General features: G+C 41.9%; 12 protein-coding genes, 1 tRNA gene and 2 pseudogenes. 9 read left to right on the top strand and 6 right to left on the bottom strand.

Going from position 1 to position 17,766, the window contains the following annotated elements; all coding sequences use genetic code 11:
• Positions 1–46: 46 nt before the first annotated feature.
• Positions 47–151, bottom strand: a pseudogene (locus tag GK047_RS23750) (transposase); the annotation flags it as partial.
• Between the two features lie 61 nt (positions 152–212).
• On the opposite strand from GK047_RS23750, the gene GK047_RS23745 reads away from it, so the two are divergent.
• From GK047_RS23745 to GK047_RS30715, 4 genes and pseudogenes are all read left to right on the top strand, one after another.
• A complete protein-coding gene (locus GK047_RS23745) occupies positions 213–2,693 on the top strand; it encodes an excinuclease ABC subunit UvrA (RefSeq protein WP_240344152.1) in 2,481 nt (826 codons plus the stop codon).
• 28 nt (positions 2,694–2,721) lie between these two features.
• Positions 2,722–3,729: a serine hydrolase domain-containing protein gene (locus GK047_RS23740; protein WP_163952451.1), complete on the top strand. Its 1,008-nt coding sequence runs from the start codon at positions 2,722–2,724 to the stop codon at positions 3,727–3,729.
• 114 nt (positions 3,730–3,843) lie between these two features.
• Positions 3,844–5,061, top strand: coding sequence for an ACP S-malonyltransferase (fabD, locus tag GK047_RS23735; RefSeq protein WP_163952448.1), 1,218 nt, complete (start codon positions 3,844–3,846; stop codon positions 5,059–5,061).
• A gap of 42 nt (positions 5,062–5,103) precedes the next feature.
• Positions 5,104–5,243, top strand: a pseudogene (locus GK047_RS30715) (transposase); the annotation flags it as partial.
• Between the two features lie 611 nt (positions 5,244–5,854).
• On the opposite strand, the gene GK047_RS23730 reads toward GK047_RS30715, so the two are convergent.
• Together GK047_RS23730 and GK047_RS23725 are read right to left on the bottom strand one after the other, a co-directional pair.
• Positions 5,855–6,508 (bottom strand): transcriptional regulator, encoded by a 654-nt coding sequence (locus GK047_RS23730; RefSeq protein ID WP_163952504.1) that lies wholly within the window; start codon positions 6,506–6,508, stop codon positions 5,855–5,857.
• 363 nt (positions 6,509–6,871) lie between these two features.
• Positions 6,872–7,324: a winged helix-turn-helix transcriptional regulator gene (locus GK047_RS23725; RefSeq protein WP_163952445.1), complete on the bottom strand. Its 453-nt coding sequence runs from the start codon at positions 7,322–7,324 to the stop codon at positions 6,872–6,874.
• Positions 7,325–7,496: 172 nt separating this feature from the next.
• On the opposite strand from GK047_RS23725, the gene GK047_RS23720 reads away from it, so the two are divergent.
• Both GK047_RS23720 and GK047_RS23715 read left to right on the top strand, forming a co-directional pair.
• Positions 7,497–7,880 carry a hypothetical protein gene (locus GK047_RS23720; protein WP_163952301.1) on the top strand — a complete coding sequence of 128 codons (384 nt, stop codon included), beginning with the start codon at positions 7,497–7,499 and terminating at the stop codon, positions 7,878–7,880.
• Complete coding sequence (locus GK047_RS23715) at positions 7,877–9,409, top strand: MFS transporter (RefSeq protein WP_163952443.1); 1,533 nt, start codon at positions 7,877–7,879, stop codon at positions 9,407–9,409. Before GK047_RS23720 ends, GK047_RS23715 begins: the two co-directional genes overlap by 4 nt.
• Positions 9,410–10,018: 609 nt before the next feature.
• On the opposite strand, the gene GK047_RS23710 is transcribed toward GK047_RS23715, so the two are convergent.
• Together GK047_RS23710 and GK047_RS23705 are read right to left on the bottom strand one after the other, a co-directional pair.
• The gene (locus tag GK047_RS23710) at positions 10,019–12,343 is read right to left on the bottom strand and encodes an ABC transporter permease (RefSeq protein ID WP_163952441.1); all 2,325 of its coding nucleotides are present in this window, start codon (positions 12,341–12,343) and stop codon (positions 10,019–10,021) included.
• 2 nt (positions 12,344–12,345) lie between these two features.
• Positions 12,346–13,050, bottom strand: coding sequence for an ATP-binding cassette domain-containing protein (locus GK047_RS23705; protein WP_163952438.1), 705 nt, complete (start codon positions 13,048–13,050; stop codon positions 12,346–12,348).
• A gap of 441 nt (positions 13,051–13,491) precedes the next feature.
• Here GK047_RS23705 and GK047_RS23700 point away from each other — a divergent pair.
• The 3 genes from GK047_RS23700 (at position 13,492) to GK047_RS23690 (ending at position 15,627) form a co-directional block, all read left to right on the top strand.
• Positions 13,492–13,566: transfer RNA gene (locus GK047_RS23700), tRNA-Ala, on the top strand.
• Between the two features lie 142 nt (positions 13,567–13,708).
• Entirely contained in the window at positions 13,709–14,542 is an 834-nt protein-coding gene (locus GK047_RS23695) for a helix-turn-helix transcriptional regulator (protein WP_163952436.1), read from the top strand.
• Between the two features lie 95 nt (positions 14,543–14,637).
• Positions 14,638–15,627, top strand: a complete 990-nt coding sequence (locus GK047_RS23690; RefSeq protein ID WP_163952433.1) for a quinone oxidoreductase family protein — start codon at positions 14,638–14,640, stop codon at positions 15,625–15,627.
• 673 nt (positions 15,628–16,300) lie between these two features.
• On the opposite strand, the gene GK047_RS23685 is transcribed toward GK047_RS23690, so the two are convergent.
• The gene (locus tag GK047_RS23685; RefSeq protein ID WP_163952431.1) at positions 16,301–17,716 is read right to left on the bottom strand and encodes an MATE family efflux transporter; all 1,416 of its coding nucleotides are present in this window, start codon (positions 17,714–17,716) and stop codon (positions 16,301–16,303) included.
• Positions 17,717–17,766 lie beyond the last annotated feature (50 nt).

Raw genomic sequence — 17,766 nt, 5'->3', positions numbered from 1 at the left:
GTGTGACATACATTCTTTCCAATTTCGAAGTGGTGGCAAGATAGATGAACGGTACGTATTTCATAGAATTGCGAATCTGATGAATAACACACAATTGAATCTGCGCCCGAAATGCTGCGTTAATAGCTTCATAAAAGCCAGACAGTCCATCTTATTTTGAGATTGAGCCTTTAAGGAGCTTGATCTTTTTTTTAGTATATTGTATACAAGTAATGAAGGATATTATAGATCTGGGAGATGATGTAATGAAGAGCATAAAAATAACAGGGGCACGTATTCACAACCTTAAAGAATTTGATATCTCAATCCCCAAAAACAAGCTTATCGTAGCGACAGGTGTTAGTGGATCAGGTAAATCCAGCCTGATGTTTGATATCATTTTCGAGGAAGGGCGCAGGGAATATCTCCAGTCTTTAGGTATGTTTCCAGGACTCGAAGATGAAAGAAAGTTCGACAGCATATCAGGTATAGGCCCTACGATAGCAGTGAAGCAAAGTATTGTCCGTCAAAGTAATCCGCGATCAACTGTCGGTTCAAGGACACAAATTTTAGGTCTGCTCAGTCTCCTTTATTCCAGTGAAGGCCAAATTTCTTGTTCCCAATGCGAGACACTTGTTGAGGCCGACTTGACCTGCAGCAACTGTGGGAATGAGGAAGAACGCCTGGAATCAGGCTACTTCTCGTATAACAATGCAAATGGAATGTGTATGAAGTGTTCCGGCCGAGGGGCATACTATAAAGTTAATATGGAAAAACTGGTTCCACATGACAATACAACTGTTAGAGAAATTTTTGATTCTATTGAGGTAACACCTGGTATCGGTAGAGTATTGGAAAGAAATCTTAAAGAATACATGGATATGCCTTATTCAACATTACCCGAGGATGTAAAAGAAGAAGTTATCAATGGTCATTATATAAATAACAACAGTGAAAATCAAAGCTTTTGCTTGTCAAGAATCCTACAGATTCGTCATAAAAAAGGTGAACATTTAAGTGGGCTTTATGAAATGGTTGCCTGCCCCGAATGTCATGGGTTCCGCATTGGAGAAGAAGCACGCAGAGTTTTTATAAATGGTAGACATATTGGAGAAGTCGGGAAAATGACTCTTACTGAAGCAAAGGAGTTTTTAGAGTCCATATTAGAGAAAGTAGAATTAACACAACTTGGGAAAAACCTACTTCGAGATATCCTGCGTAAGACAACTTCGTTAATTAATTCTCGTCTGGGGCATCTATCTTTATACAGAGAAATGTCTTCATTGAGCGGAGGAGAAATACAACGATTATTTCTCAACTCTCATCTGGAATCAAAGATGGAATCGCTGATTTATATCCTAGATGAACCGACTGTAGGTCTACATGAATCTGAGAAAGCTGAACTATTAAAATCGATACATGCTCTTAAGGAATTGGGAAACACAGTTATTGTAGTGGAACATGATAAAAGTACAATCGAAATGGCTGACCATATTATCGACATAGGGCCAAAAGCCGGTATCGAAGGTGGGCAGGTCATCTATGAGGGCGATTTTGCGGGTTTGCTAAAATGCGATAAATCGTTGACCGGTCAGTATCTTTCTGGTAAAGCCAAGATGCCTACCAGAACGATAAAACAAAATATTCTTGAAGATATAACGATGCCTCGCCTGACAATCCAGCATGCCAAAACAAACAATCTTAAAGATGTTACAGTATCATTCCCATTGGGAGTCATTGTTGGAGTTGCCGGCGTATCCGGAAGCGGGAAAAGTTCTCTCATTTCAGATACGTTAATCCCTCTATTAAAAAGCCATTTTCGTGATCATTCTAAGAATGGTGCAGCGAATACTGAAGATAACCAAATAGACTTCGAAGATGAATCAACACTAATTGAAACAATAGCGGAAAGACTGGACGGAGTGGAACATATTTCAGGTTTCGCGGAAGTATCACAAGCCCCGATTGGAAGAAATATAAACTCCAACCCTATAACCTTTATAAAAATCTGGGATAAAATACGCAAGCTGTTTGCTGAACAACCGGAAGTCAAACGGTTGAATTTATCCGCCGGGCATTTTTCATTCAACTCAGAAGGGGCCTGTCCGGAGTGTGGCGGGAGCGGTCGTAAAACGATCTTTCCGGGTGCCAGTATAAAAATGTATACTACATGCGGAAAATGCAAGGGTAAAAGATATAATGCAGAAGCTTTAACTGTTAGATACAAAGGTAAAAATATCTCTGAAATTCTTGATATGCAAGTATCAGAAGCCGTTTCGTTTTTTAAGGATAACAAGGCCATTGTTTCCACATTAAAGGTTATGGAACGAATTGGTATGGGATATATTACACTTGGCCAACCCACTTCAACCATGAGTGGAGGTGAAGCGCAAAGGCTCAAACTTGCAAAGGAAATCGGTAAACAAAGGAAAGGCAATATCCTTTATGTGCTGGATGAACCTACGACAGGTCTTAGTCTTTATGATACAGCCCAACTAATCAAATTATTGAACGAACTTGTTGAAAATGGCAATTCTGTAATTGTCATTGAACATAATCATGAAGTACTTGAATCCTGTGATTGGATTATAGAAGTTGGCCCTGTAGGAGGAGCAGGGGGAGGAAGGATTATTGCAGAAGGGTCGCCTCAAGCATTGAAAAAAGATCCGAACTCTATAACCGGAAAATATTTGGATCTTGATGGTCATAACTAAAACCGTATAAAAGGGGGATATTGCTTTTATGAACAACTTAACTGAATGGGAGACTAGGGAGGCTGAATCCGTTGGCATGCGTTCGGATAAGCTGAAAGAACTGGATAACGCATTAAACTTCCAGCTCGGTATTATTAATAGTGTAGTCGTTGTCAGGAAGGGAGGCATCGTTTTTGAAAAATATTTTAAGGGCTTTGGACCTCAGGATATTCATGATGTTACCTCAGTGACTCAAAGTATCATTTCTGCTTTAATTGGTATTGCCATAGATGCAGGATATATCAAAAGCGTTGATCAGAAGATACTGGATTTTTTCCCGGAAGCCGCTTCCGGAGCCAGTGATTTACTGAAACGTTCCCTGACCCTTAAACATCTTCTCACTATGACTGCGCCATATGCTTGGAAGGGAAGCGAGCCTTTGGATAGGCTGCGAAGGCAAAAGAACTGGACTATGTTTATCCTTGACATGCTAGGTCAAAAAGGGAAGGCTGGAGAATTTCAGTATAGCTTGGCAAGTGCGCACCTTCTTTCAGCCATCATCAAGCGAAGCACAGGTGTATCTGCCCGTGAGTTTGCGAATGAACATTTATTTCGACCTCTTGGAATGAGAGAAATCCCGGATCAAAAGATGAAATCATTCTCTAAAGATGATGTGTTCGGAAAAAATACAACCGGTTGGATCAAGGACCCTCAGGATTACAACACAGGAGGATGGGGACTTACATTAACTCCCAGAGATATGGCACGTTTCGGATATTTATATGTGAATCGCGGTAAGTGGGACAACAAACAGATTATTTCAGAGAATTGGATAGATGAGTCGGTAGCTCAGCATTCTGAGGATTATGGCTATTTATGGTGGCTTAGAGAAGATAATGGCATCGCTACTTATATAGCTGCAGGTATAGGTGGTACTTATATCTATTGTATTCCGGAAAAAGAACTGATAGTAGTAATTGCATCTAAGTTCGACAAAATGATAATAGACCGATGGGAGCTTCTTGAGGATTATATTATTCCTGCAATAATAGAATAAGTATATGATTTTCAGTTAAAAAGGAAGGTAATGTTTCGAAGTTGCCCACATAACTATAAGTCCTACTAAGATTGTTTAAAATTACTTTTAACAAAAGGATAAAAGGAGGAAAATATGAAGACTTATGTATTTCCAGGCCAAGGTTCTCAGGCTAAAGGTATGGGTGAAAACCTCTTTGAAGAGTTTCCTGATCTGATAGAGAAAAGCGATGCGATTTTAGGGTATTCTATAAAAACACTTTGTCTTGAAAATCCTGATGGAAAGCTTCGTCTCACTCAATATACACAGCCTGCATTATATGTGGTAAATGCGTTGACCTACTTTAAGAAACTTAAAGGAATGAATAAAAAGCCCAATTTTTTAGCCGGGCATAGCTTGGGCGAGTACAATGCAATCCTGGCTGCCGGTGGGTTCGATTTCGAAACAGGCTTAAAGCTGGTGAAAAAAAGAGGTGAGTTGATGAGCAGGGCATCCGGTGGGGCTATGGCGGCCGTAGTCGGACTGACCGAAGATAAAATAAAAGAGATACTGAGAAAAAACGAATTGACGGATATTGATATTGCTAATTTGAATACAACTACACAGATAGTTATTTCGGGTTATAAGGACGATATTGATCGTGCAAAGCCCTTTTTTGAACGTGAAGGAGCTAGCTATATTGCGCTTAATGTCAGTGCAGCTTTTCATTCCAGATACATGCAGGACGCAAAAGATGAATTTGAAGAATACCTGAAGGGTTTTAAGTTTTCAGAGATTACCATTCCCGTTATTTCAAATGTGACTGCCAAACCTTATGATCCTAATGATGTAGTTTCCAATCTGGCAGATCAGTTACGTTGTTCAGTGAGATGGACAGATAGTATACGATACTTGATTAGCCAGGGGGAAATGGAATTTGAAGAACTTGGATCTGGTAGTGTACTAACACAGTTAATAGCTAGAATTAAATCTGAGACTCCGACAGCACAGCAAGAAGCAACCAACGTGAAGGAGGTTGCTGCTCATGCTGAGGAAAATCTTCGAAATCAGTTTAAAGAGACAATAAATATAGAATCCTCATCAAGAGAGGAACCAACAGTTAATAAATCAATAGATGATACTGATGAGGATATTGAAGGCAGAACAGCATATAAACGAAAAATCGAAGTCACTTATCAAAAAATCGCGGACTGGAATAAGAGCTATCCCATAGGAACGAAGGTAACCTGTCAGGGGTATAACGAAGAATTGAAAACCAGAACCAAAGCGATGGTTTTGTTTGGCCACAGGGCAGCCATATATGTTGAAGACTATAATGGATATTTTGCCTTGGATGAGATAACTCCTGCTTAATACTGCCGGTCTGCTGAAAACCGGTATGTGCATCCCAGGGGTCCCGATTTTTTTTCGCTGAGGCCTAAAGCAGTCGTCATGGATGTAGCTCAGGCTTATCCAACGAATGCTTTCCTCATGCGATTTGCTTTGCTGACCGCTTTCACGTTCATGGCTACGTCATTGAAAGTGTAGACGTCGTCCTCCCTCGCGTTATATCCATTCCGCACATCTCCGAACCCTGACCAAGGTACCACTTATCTTACGACCACACAAAAATGAGGTCCACCAGAAAGACCTGGTGACCTCACATTACGATACTAACAGTAAACAGCACTCCACACATGTGGAGTGTGACAGGTTGGCTCAAAGCATTAACGATGTATAGGGGCGGCATGCTCTTATTAAGGTAAGATTTTGGGGGCTTAGGGCTGGAGCGAACCCCTCAGGGTTCCGTCCGCGCGGACGGAACGGATGAATAAACTTCGAAGTGTAACGTCACTTTGTGGGGTAAGAAAACGGCGTCTGAATCTACCTCTGAGATTGTCCTCGTCGGTCGGCTCCGTCAGCAAGCTTAATCAATAATCGGACATCTCAAGCTGGAAAAGAACTAACCCCTTGGCTCCCCAGTGCTACCGCTACCTTGCTAACGAATCGTATTGTCCTTATGATCGTCTAAATTGATTTTTGGCTGATCTAACGAATTCTAGCGGCATTAATAATGAAAAAGTAGTGGAAATGCAGGCCTTTGCCGGTAATAGCGACTCTGGAGTTCGTTACAATTTCAGAACACGTTATTTTGATCAAATAAGGTTTATTGGATTCGTAGTCCGTACGAACGATAACGCTGTTTGCCACCTGTAACGATCAATAGCTGAAGTTCGACTAACTTGTGAAGAATTCGCCTCGCATGTTGAGCTGTAATTCGCAGATGAGTTGCCAATTCTGCTGCTGCAAAAGGACGAAGTAGCCGCCTCGCATAACGGATGGCTTCCGCTTCCAGCCAGGTCAAATGCTTAGGCACATCCGTAGCCATGAATTTTCCGATAAAGGAGAGGACAAGCTGCTGACAGCGTTTGGGCTCATCCGTAATGGAAGGATAGGCAATCGGCAGGAAAATCCAATCGTCCAATGCTAATAAGCAATGCCGCCAACATAAATCCTTAAAGCGTCTCACATCAAGATCTCTTGCGTGAGATCCATATCCTTGAATCTCGATCCCTCCCTTTACATTGCCGTCAGGCATAAAAGCCAGATCCAGGTAACGATAACCGTTGTTGAAATCACGCACTTCCCATTCAGGATACAGATGGTCGAAGTTTCTTATAACCGGAAACCAAACAGAACGTAAAAATTCAAGAGTGCCGTGGCCGAGCCCTTTATTCAGTAATTCGCGTCTTCTGTGATTTGGTTCTTGTGTAATGGTTCTTTGCATCCATTCCTCATAAGCTTGGTCAAATCTTAAAATCGCTCTTCACATCCTTTCTTATCATGGTTTCTGAAAGCTAAAACGCCGCTTTGACATCAAACCCGCCAAGCGGGTTTGATGTCAAAGCGGCGTGTGCTTCACAACCGACGTTATATTTTTAGTATATCTAGAGTATAGGATATTTCAATCCTAATAATTAAAAAAGTCCTCATCATATTAGCTCCCCCCCAAAATCAAAGATTCGGGCATCCCCTAAGCTCCATAAAAAAGGAGCACTTCAAAAATAGCGGGTTTTTCTTTTTATCAGAACACATTCTTTTTTCTAATCGATTTGCGTCAGAAGATAGTTATCCAATCTGATATAACCCAATGCTTTCGCATCGGCATCCCTTCTGCTTGGCATTAGTCAACTCCACATGCTTCTTCGAGAGAATGAATGAGAAGTCTATGATCGATCGGTGAAGACATGACAATCAGGATCGTATAGGTTCCATACTTATCGCACTGATTGCCAAACTCTTCGAGAGCGCGTGTGGATCCGGTCACTACTTTTAATAAATAACTGTGTTCTCCGCTTATGCGGTGGCACTCGGCAACATGGGGAGATGCATGGACAAAATCAAGAAATGCCAGGCAGTCTCTAGTCCGAAACAACATATAGGCTGCCGCATGCTTCCCAATTTTTTCAGGAGAGATGATGGTGCGATACTCCTCGATAATTCCGTTTTCTTCCATTCTTCTAACTCGTTCCGTTACAGCAGGTTGGGACAAACCAACGCTTTTACCCAGCTCTGTCATTGAAATCCTTGCCTGATTTTGAAGATAGAAGAGGATTTGTTTGTCTACATGATCCACTTTGAATGTCCTCCTTTAAATTTAAGGTGTTTCAGATGAAACTGATTTAATTAATCTGTATAATCATCATAATTGATTGATTGTGATATGTAAAATAAATGATTTTAATTATATAATAATTTCACACCAATAAGATGATCCATATATGAAAAGTTAGAGAGGATGGCTACCATTGAGCAAATACGATTTAAATAAGGTAGGTACAGAAGATTTTCAGGCACGAATTGATGAGGTCATTGATTATACTATTGACGAAAAAAGGCTGGTTGGTGCTGTTGTCCGAGTTGCGCTTAATGGAACGCAATGTTATAGTCGCGCTGCCGGATATGCAAACCGTGAACAAAGCCGGTTCATGCAAGATATAGAAGGTACTTCGGGTTTCAGGCTTGCTCCCGGCCGGGCACTTGATGATACGGCGTATCAGTCAGGTGGAGCCGGCAAGGTAGGCAGTGCAAGCTCGGCTTCGAATATGCGCAGGTGGCGCAATGGCACGGCTCGCTGGCCGCTATGGCGTGGCCCAATTACCAAATCTAAGTCTGGAGGGAACTCTCAATGAGCCTCTCCCACTCCAGCAAAAATATAATTGCATTGGCCGCTATATGTTTGTCCGCGCTAATGTTCGGCCTCGAAATTTCCAGTGTGCCAGTGATACTGCCAACCCTGGAAAAGGTATTGCATGGCAATCTCAAGGATATGCAATGGATTATGAACGCCTACACCATTGCTAGTACGACAGTTCTGATGGCTGTTGGAACGCTGGCTGACCGGTATGGAAGGAGGCGTATTTTTATTATCAGCCTCGTCTTGTTCGGCATTACATCCGTGATTTGTGGCTTGGCACAAAGCACGACAGTTCTGATCGTCAGCCGGTTTCTTCAAGGCGTGGGTGCTGGCGCGATGCTGATTTGCCAGATAGCAATTCTTTCGCATCAGTTTCAGGAAGGAAAAGAACGCAGTAAAGCCTTTGGCGCGTGGGGGATCGTGTTCGGTATCGGCCTCGGTTTTGGACCCATCATCGGCGGCATGATCGTGGCCGTTTCGAACTGGCATTGGGTTTTCCTAGTCCACGTCCCGCTGACCATCCTCACTTTGATCTTTGTCATAGGCAGCGTGGAGGAGTCCAGCGATCCGCAGGCGAAAAAGCTGGACATTATCGGCATTGTCACGCTTTCGTTGACGGTTTTTGGGCTGGCATACTTTATCACGCAAGGGCCGGAACTCGGCTTTACCAGCATAGCCGCCATCAGCACCCTTGTTGCAACGGCAACATGTTTCATTATTTTTCTGTTTGCGGAAAAGCTCAGCACCCATCCGATGTTCGACTTTTCCGTATTCAGGATACGTAATTTTTCCGGCGCTCTCTTTGGCTCCGTCGGCATGAATTTCAGTTTCTGGCCGTTCATGATCTATCTGCCGATCTATTTCCAGAGCGGCCTTGGTTACGGCATCGTGGCAGCTGGGCTGTCTCTCTTGGCTTATACGCTGCCCACCCTGGTGATTCCGCCTCTGGCAGAGCGCCTTTCGCTCCGCTATCAGCCGCGCATAGTCATCCCATCGGGTCTGTTCATCATCGGCATAGGCTTCATTTTGATGAAATTTGGCAGCGGCGGCGATCACGCCAGCTGGTTGACTATGCTCCCCGGTTCCCTGTTGGCTGGTATTGGGCTTGGCTTAACCAACACGCCTGTGACCAACACGACCACCGGCTCGGTTCCGAGTACCCGTGCAGGCATGGCTTCTGGCATAGACACGAGTGCAAGATTAATCAGTCTAGCCATCAACATCGCCGTAATGGGATTCATCTTGCAGGAAGGCATCCTGTCTTATTTGAAGGGTGCCCTTTCTGGGACTCTCGATGCAGTGCAATTGCGGTCTTTGGCCGAAAAAATAGCCGTCGGAAACACTTCATCTCTCAAGCAGGGTTTTCCAGAACTATCCTCTCTGGATGCGTCCGGAGCCGTCGTCCATGCAGCGCTTGCACACGGCTTTGGCTTGGTGATGCTCTATGGCGGTATTGGCGTCTGGGTTTTGGCCGCGATCAGTTTTATGATTTTTGGACCCAAGAAAGCATTGTTGCATAAGTAGAGCGTGAAGACCATCGCACTTCCCATTGCGATTCCGGCATATTGATTAGCCTCCTATTCGTTATTGTCTACTTTTCATCTTTGCAGATATAGTGTGTATCTTGGCTCATCCCCTTTTTAGACAACAAAAAAGACGCCCGCTACGAGGCAACAATCAGATTGCATGAGAAAGAAACGTCGATCTCACGTATCTGTACTGTTGTCTTGTTTCTGCGTCTAATGTTGAATTATTATTGGCAGCTAGGCAAAATATGATTTCTTTTTGCGGCTGTGTAGCTTATGTCTGAAGAAGCTATTTTGGGCAAAATATAAAAGTTGGTTTCACTTTTGGTCACAAATATGGTCACACTTTCTGATTTCTGAGAGCCGCGGTGCACTCGAATGTAGAAGCATTTAATTCAAAAAAGCCTTGCCTCTGAAAGGCTTACCTCCACAATTCCCTTAACCTACAATACCTCTCTCTTCACTGGCAGCGATGAGGTCAGCGGTTCGATCCCGCTAGTCTCCACCATACGTAATCTCAGAACGGCAGAGATGCCGTTTTTTGTTTTTTCCTGACTCTTCGCGCTACTGGGTCAGCCATGCGCTATATCGACGAAGCCTGAAATTTTTATTCTATACTTTTTAATGACTCAATCATATTTATTTTGGTTACTTTTCTCCTAAGTAGTAGGTTAGATAGAATGGTAAGTAAAAATGCAAGAATAACAGATACCAACATGGCAAAAATATTTAATTGATCTGGGATTTGTTGATGGGTACTAGACAGTACCTTTACAATATTTGAAAACATATAGCCACTTAACGGTAAAGCTACAATTACTGCAAATGTGGTTAGGATGAGGTTTTCCAAAAATATAAGTCTGTTTATTTTATATTTTTGATAGCCTAATACCTTAAGTGTTGCAAGCTCACGATTCCTTTCATAAATGTTTATGGAAGATATCGTATATATGGCGCCAAAGGAGAGTACGACGGCACAAATGATAAACATGATAAATATAAAACTGTTTTGCTTCAAAATATATTGAGCTGATTTCTTTAGATCAGTCTTATCTGCAATGGTATCTACATGATGATCTTGTTCAAAGAAGTTACGAACGCTTACAAGATCTGTAGAATTATTGGCTTGGGCTAAAAGCGAGGTTGGACTGTAGTCTATGCCAAAGCTCTTTAAATAGGCTGGTGTGCTATAAAACGACGGATTCGAATACTGTGAAGATATGTTTAAAACCTTCATATCTACAGATTTATTTTTAAGCTCTGGTGCTATGAACTTGATTTTGATTGTATCCCCTTCTAAAATACGATATTTGTCGGCGTAAGATTTGGGGACCAGCACACCATTGTTTTCTAATGATATCCTATTGTCATTTTCGTCAAAGAAATGAATGAGATTGTTTTCTTTTTCAGAAACAACTAAAGTGGCATTTTCTTTTTCATTATCTTTTATGAATTCAACAGGGAAGGTGGATAAAAAATAACTATTTTTAATACCGGAAGGTAGTTTTGACGGATCAGGAGATGTTCCCATCGTGTAATCTACTCTTAAATCATAGGTGTACACATCTTCAATTTGGTCAGCTACTTTTTGCAAGGCCGTTTGAGTGCCAAAAGCAGTGATCAATAAAACCGTGCTGACAACAACACCAACTGAGCTCGCTAACGCTTTTTGTTTATTTAGAAATATATTTCTCAAAATGAGTTTGTAACTGTAGGAAAGATGACTCCAAATACCCGGAATTCTTTCTATGAGTAGCTTTTTCATCGTCCTTGGCGGTTTAGGACGCATAGCCTGAGAAGCACGTTCTTTTAATAGGGTTCTACCACTTAAGTAACAGGATAGGATCCCAAAAGCACTAGAGAAAATGATGGGAGGAAAGATCGAATAAAAAGAAAGTGAGAACTGAATGCCTGGCAGAGAGTAGGCCCTCGCGCACGATGCAGTTACAAATGGGACAAATACAAAAGCGGCAATGGCACAACCTAGGATTGAGCCTATTATACCTACCAGCACAGGGTATCCCATGTAATGAAGCATGATGTTTCTGTTTTTTATACCCAAAGCCTTCATAATCCCTACTTGATTTCTTTGAGAATCTATAGTCATCGACATGCTAAGAAACAGGATAATAGCTGAAATCAAAAAGAGAACGAAAGGGATAACCTTACTCATCATGCCATTATTATATATCGTTTGAGTTATTTGAGAATAATTGAAAGTCCGTTCTTTGCTTACTTGGTCTAAATAAGTAATTTGTTTGGATTGTACTTCAAGGGATTTCCCTAATTTGTCAATATCGTAACCTTCTTTAGCATCAATCATGATTTCATTATAGGAAAAGCCGTTTAAGATTTCAGGTATTGTCTCTTCGGCAATATAAGCTACTCCGTCGGTCTTATGGTCTTGCGTTCGGTTCTTTTTTGCATGTTCGACATTCTCACCCAAGCCGCTAATTGTAAACGTAAAATCTCTTCCATTCGTACTTACACTGATTTTATCACCTACATGATAAAGATGTTCTTTGGCATAATGGGAATCTAATAAGATCTCATCCTTTTTTGACGGAATACTGCCCTCAATCATAGTAAGCGTATTTATTTCATTTTTTACGGGGATCGAATGAATTTTTAATGAAGCTTTATAATCTTCAAAGACTTGCGTGGCATCAAAGGTATAACGTCCTTCTATTTTATTTATACCCTCAACTTGACTTAAACCAGCCACATCATATTTGGAAATTTGACTGTAATATACATTTAAGTCGCTTAAATTATGTTCTTTAAAGTAAGCATCCGTATAAGTGCTAAGCTTATTGCTATAAGTGATCAGCCCCGCATAGAGAAAAGCTCCTACTGCGATAACCAAAACTAAGGCTATAAATTGCCCAGTAGATTGTTTAATATCCCTTAATAATTTCAAAAATAATTTCATAATCACCACTCAATCCCTTCAACACTTTGTTTTTCATCATTAATCGTAACACTTTCTATCATTCCGCTTTTAACCTTAATAATTTTATCGGCCATAGGAGCAATTGCGGAATTATGTGTGACCAATACGACACATTTTTTCGTTTCTTTGTTCAAATCTTGAAGAAGCTTTAAGACGGACTTACCTGTCACATAATCCAATGCTCCGGTTGGTTCATCACAGAGTAAAAGTAAAGGATTTTTTGCAACAGCTCTAGCTATAGCCACTCTTTGTTGTTCTCCTCCAGAGAGCTGGGAAGGGAAGTTTTTGATACGATCCTTTAACCCAACTTTATGTAAAATATCTTTAGCATCCAGATGGTTTTTACATACTTCAGTGGCAAATTCAACATTCTCTAGAGCGTTTAAATTCGGAATTAAGTTATAGAATTGAAATACAAAGCCAATTTTCTCACCGCGATATTCTGTTAATTTTTTTTCATTAAAACTTGTTATTTCTTGATCACCAACAAACACTTGACCTGAGGTAGCGGTATCCATACCGCCAAGTATATTCAAAATCGTACTTTTACCGGCACCACTTGCACCCAAAATAACGACGAATTCTCCCTCAGATATGGATAAATCAACACCATCAAGGGCCTTGATTGGCACTTCTCCTATTTTGTATTCTTTCGTTACTTTTTTGAATTCGATTAACTTTTTCACTTCTTACATCTCCTCGTATCGTATTTTTTGAAGCTTGGTTTGACGCGATTTCAAGTTTTCTAGAGAGATGGAAATAGTCAAACTGAATTTCTTTCTAACATCTTGAACCTGTAAGGTTTTGTTTAGTTAGTCTCATTTATTCCAAGAATATCATGTTATGCAATATATTTACCCATGCTCGGGTAGGATCCATAACTGGACCGAAGTCCAGTAGGCAAAAGTGTTTCAGCACTATACGGAAGAATTTAAGTCAGCAGCAGTCAAAAAATACGTGGAGGGATCAACAAGTTATAAAGTGTTAGCAGGATTTATGCCAAGTTGATGGACAGAAAATAAAAGACGATTATACCCCCATACGGGAGCACGGGCTGGTTGGTTACACTACCCCAAAAAGTAATTAAACCATCGAATGGCAAGCTATTTCATAAAAACCCTAAAATGGGGGCGTTAGTTCAGTGGGAGAATATTTCGCTGGCAGCGAAAGGGTCGGGGGTTCGAATTCCCCACGCTCCACCATATCAACAAGCGAAACGGCAGAGATGTCGTTTTTTTATTCATATCTGTATAATAGAAACTGACACGTAGACATTGTAGGTGGGAATCATTCAAAATTTTCAAGCTGATAAATTGAATTGATCGCGAAGAAAGAGGTTATGGAATGTCTTCAGAAAACCAAAAAATCAATGTACTTGGAGACTTTTTAAAATCCCGCCGGGCACGGATCAAGCCGGATCATGTCAGCATTGTCGGTCGCTTTGGAACAAGAAGAACGCCGGGATTACGCAGAGAAGAGGTTGCCCATCTGGCGGGAGTAAGCATCACCTGGTATACCTGGCTGGAACAAGGCAGGGCCGTCACCGCCTCAAGAGAAGTGATCGAGAGCATCGGCAAAGCCTTGCGACTATCTTCAGATGAGCATCTTCATTTGCTTCGTTTGGCAAATTATGGCGGAGAGGGCGACTCTTACCCGAACGCTAAGGAAATATATCCAGAGCTTCAGAACATTATCGACCAAATGAACTATCCGGCGATCATCGCAAACAATCGAACCGAGGTGTTGGCCTACAATCGGATGGCTTCTGAAATCATTGTGGATTTCAATGCGATACCCGCTGAGAAACGCGTGATGACACGGTTGATATTTACCGATCCAAACCTGCGCAAGCAGTTGGCGAATTGGAAGGAATTTGCTGATTTTACGTTAGGGGTATTTCGTATGTATTTTGACCAAAAGGCGGGCGATCCCTGGTATGAGGAATTCGTGCGGCGGATGTGCAAGGAAAGCGAGGAGTTTCTAACCTTATGGCGTTTGCATGATGTGCAGCAAAAGAAAGCCATACTTTACACGTTTGATCACCTCGTCGCAGGGCGATTATACTTTCAATTGAACACCTTTTCTACTATTAACGGCAATGAAAACCTACACTGCTGTGTATTTACTCCCATTGCAGGTACCGACACTGAGCAAAAATTAGTACATATTTGTCAATGAGCCTGTTAGTCTGGATACCTGTATAACTGCAAACAGGTTGCCTCCTTGGTCATCGAATATAATAAACTTATTCGCAATCAAGGAGGTTATATAAATTGAAAGCTATCATAATTGATCGACCAGGAGGACCTGCAAATTTGCAGTTGCGCGAGAAGCCGGATCTACAACCGATCCCCGGTATGCTAACCATTGACGTTGCTTATGCTGGAGTAGGGTATTTCGAAGTGTTGCTTAGCCGTGGTGAATTCAGCTCCGTATTTCCGATGCCGCTTACGCCCGGATTAGAAGTATCGGGATATGTACGTACCATCGGGGAAGGAGTAAAGGGCTTCTACGTTGGTCAACCTGTTGCCTCGATGACACTGCATGATCTTAACGGCTTTGCATCAATGGCGAATGTACGGCCAGATCTGACGGTTCCGTTAGATCAATTAGGAGCCGACCTCGACTTAGCGACAGCGGCAGCCTCCATTGTAAATCTGACAACCGCTTATCTGGCTATAAAAGATGTTTATAGAATGAGAACGGGTGACAGCATACTGGTTCATGCAGCGGTTGGCGGGCTGGGCAGTTTTCTGGGGCAAATGGCGAAACTTCTGGGAGCAGGCAAGGTATTGGGAACCGTCGGAAGCGCGGAGAAAGTAAAGCTGGCCGAATCCCTCGGATACGACGAATTATTTGTCCGATCTGATTTTGTGGAGCAAACCCTACGGGCAACCGGACAAAAAGGCGTTCATGCCGTCTTTGATCCTGTCGGGGGGAATATGCGCAAACAAAGCTTAGAGGTGCTTCGTCCGTTAGGGCAACTGGTTGTAGTTGGAAACGCAAGCGGAGAAGAGGATGTTATACATTCTTATAATCAAATATGGTTTTCCAACAAACAGTTCGCAGGTTTTACATTAGGCGGATACAGCGACAGTAATCCTGTGGAGACTGGGAAAGCGGCGCGAGAAGCGTTAGGTATGCTGGCAAGAAAAGAAATACATGCGGAGATTCAAGGGGTGTATCCTCTGGAAAATGCCGCAGAAGCACTTGCTCTCTTGGAAAAGAAAAACACGGTCGGAAAACTGGTTTTGCAAATGTAAGCTTGACCTCTTTCTTATTATGGCAATTTTGTTCGTTAAATGCGAGGCTTTAGTTCAGTGGGAGACGGGCTGGTCGAGAACACTGTTCCAAAATATTAAGAATTTCGCGGGGAATCAGTTCAGCTGGGAGAGCGTATCGCTGGCAGCGATAAGGTCAGAGGTTCGAGCCCCCTAGGAGAAATTAAACCGTGGTCACTCGTTTGGTCACATTGAGCATTTCTTGAGGAAATTCGGTTTTTGTGGACGGCAGAACTGTTTTATCCTTACTGTAATTGGCAGGAGTGTTGGTTTTGTTTGTGGCTTAGCTTAAACTTTATAATATGAACACCTTCCTAATGAATGATAAGGGTTGTCTGGCCCCGCAAATTCATCATACGAAGGTGTTCTTCTTTTTTTAACAAGCATGACGCCCTACAGGAATGCTTTGAAATTGCGAAATCACCTTATTACGAACTTATCCATCTAATTTCACAATTTCAACCGGGGGCCCCTGCAAAGTATTCGGAATTAACTTTGAAGCTTTTCTTCACTTTGTGGGGTGGGAGAGCAACCGGAAGAAGATACTCCCCCGTTTTTAACCCTAAACGATTAAAGAAAAGAGGCTGACCAACTTATGAGACAGCCTCACCCAATCAATAGGAAGCTGTGCGCTCAAACTGCAATTAAGTTAAGCTCAGATTGCCGCTGACTCGATGATTGCTTTCGTCTTTGTGCTCTTCAAGTATAGATAACACCATGTGAAGGAGAATACCATCATCAGGAGATTAATACCTGCAATCGTATAAAAAACTTCTATAGTACCCAAATCGAACATTCGAATGATCGCGTAAGTTAGCGGGATCGTAAGAACCCCCATCCGAAAAATATCAAGCACTAATCCTGGCATTGCTCGGCCTGTCGCCTGAAAGGATGTTGTAACGATAATAGCTGTCACAATGCCCAGAAAGGAGAAAGCGATAATTTGAACCTGTGCTACACAATACTCCACAACCTGAGAAACATCTGTGAACAAAGAAAACAGCTGCCTAGCAAACACGACATAGAAGGTTGCGATGACAGCCGTAAGTATTAAACCAAGCAGCAGATTCGTTTTGAATGCACTCATGACTCTATCCATATTTTGTTTCCCATAGTTTTGCCCAATGAGAGTTAATGTAGCATTTCCAAAAGCATAGCCGGACAATAGAAGGAACTCATCCATTCGTCCAACCAACACCCATGCATTCATAGCATTCTCACTGATTGAACCAAATAAATTGTTCAAGAACATCATAGTGACGCTAAGGGAAGCCATACTTAGCACCTGAGGGATACCGATACGAACAATTTCCAGAACGACTTTACCACTCCCATTAAAGATATTCCAACTAACAGGAAGAGAAGATTTTTTCTTCAGGAATATCATTACAACAAAAAGTAAGGATACAGCTAGAGATATCGTAGTCGCCAAAGCTGACCCTGCTACACCCATACCGAAAGAAAAAATTAAGATTGGATTTAAGATGATGTTAATTAAAGTAGACAGCAACATTGAAATTCCGTAGTACTTCGCCAATCCCTCCCCCTGCAAAACCCCCAGTAGTGATTGAAAGATCAGCATCAAGCCAAGGCCTGGAATAATATAAAATAAGTAGGTTACGCCACTACTAATTGCTTCTGCGCTCATTTCCTTGCCAGCCATCATATTTATAATGGGTTCTCCGATTAAATACAGCACTATAACCATTACAATTGCTGTTATGGTCGAGATCAACAATCCAGAATCTGTAGCCCGCCGTATCACTAACTCATTTCTCGCGCCAAGCCCCCTAGCAACTACCGAACTAATTCCAGTAAACAATCCTGTACTTAAAGCCATGAACAGTATAAAGACTGGGAACGCAAGACCGATTCCGCTAATAAGAGCGGTGGACGATTTATCGATCATAGAGACGAATAGAGTATCCATAACCCCATATACCAGCAATAGGATTTGACCAATTAAAACTGGAATTGCTAACTTCATCGAAATCGGTATAATCGGTCCCTTCAAAATCTCAGTTGACAAACTATTTTCCATATTAGCCTCGGAAGCAACTTCTTTTTTCATAAACAAAACTCCTTTGCCATTAGTTTTTTTTGAATCTAGAACCGCTAAAT

The sequence above is a fragment of the Paenibacillus sp. SYP-B3998 genome, assembly GCF_010820665.1.
In the GTDB taxonomy this organism is placed as follows: Bacteria; Bacillota; Bacilli; order Paenibacillales; family NBRC-103111; genus Paenibacillus_E.
Note: the sequence above shows the minus strand (reverse complement) of the source record. Positions and strands in the feature narration are given on the sequence as shown.

Excerpts from the sequence above, each read along its gene's own strand:
- GK047_RS23695 (WP_163952436.1), top strand. The coding sequence starts at position 13,709 with ATGTCTTCAGAAAACCAAAAAATCAATGTACTTGGAGACTTTTTAAAA.
- GK047_RS23710 (WP_163952441.1), bottom strand. The coding sequence starts at position 12,343 with ATGAAATTATTTTTGAAATTATTAAGGGATATTAAACAATCTACTGGG.
- GK047_RS23740 (WP_163952451.1), top strand. The coding sequence starts at position 2,722 with ATGAACAACTTAACTGAATGGGAGACTAGGGAGGCTGAATCCGTTGGC.
- GK047_RS23685 (WP_163952431.1), bottom strand. The coding sequence starts at position 17,716 with ATGAAAAAAGAAGTTGCTTCCGAGGCTAATATGGAAAATAGTTTGTCA.
- fabD (WP_163952448.1), top strand. The coding sequence starts at position 3,844 with ATGAAGACTTATGTATTTCCAGGCCAAGGTTCTCAGGCTAAAGGTATG.
- GK047_RS23715 (WP_163952443.1), top strand. The coding sequence starts at position 7,877 with ATGAGCCTCTCCCACTCCAGCAAAAATATAATTGCATTGGCCGCTATA.
- GK047_RS23745 (WP_240344152.1), top strand. The coding sequence starts at position 213 with ATGAAGGATATTATAGATCTGGGAGATGATGTAATGAAGAGCATAAAA.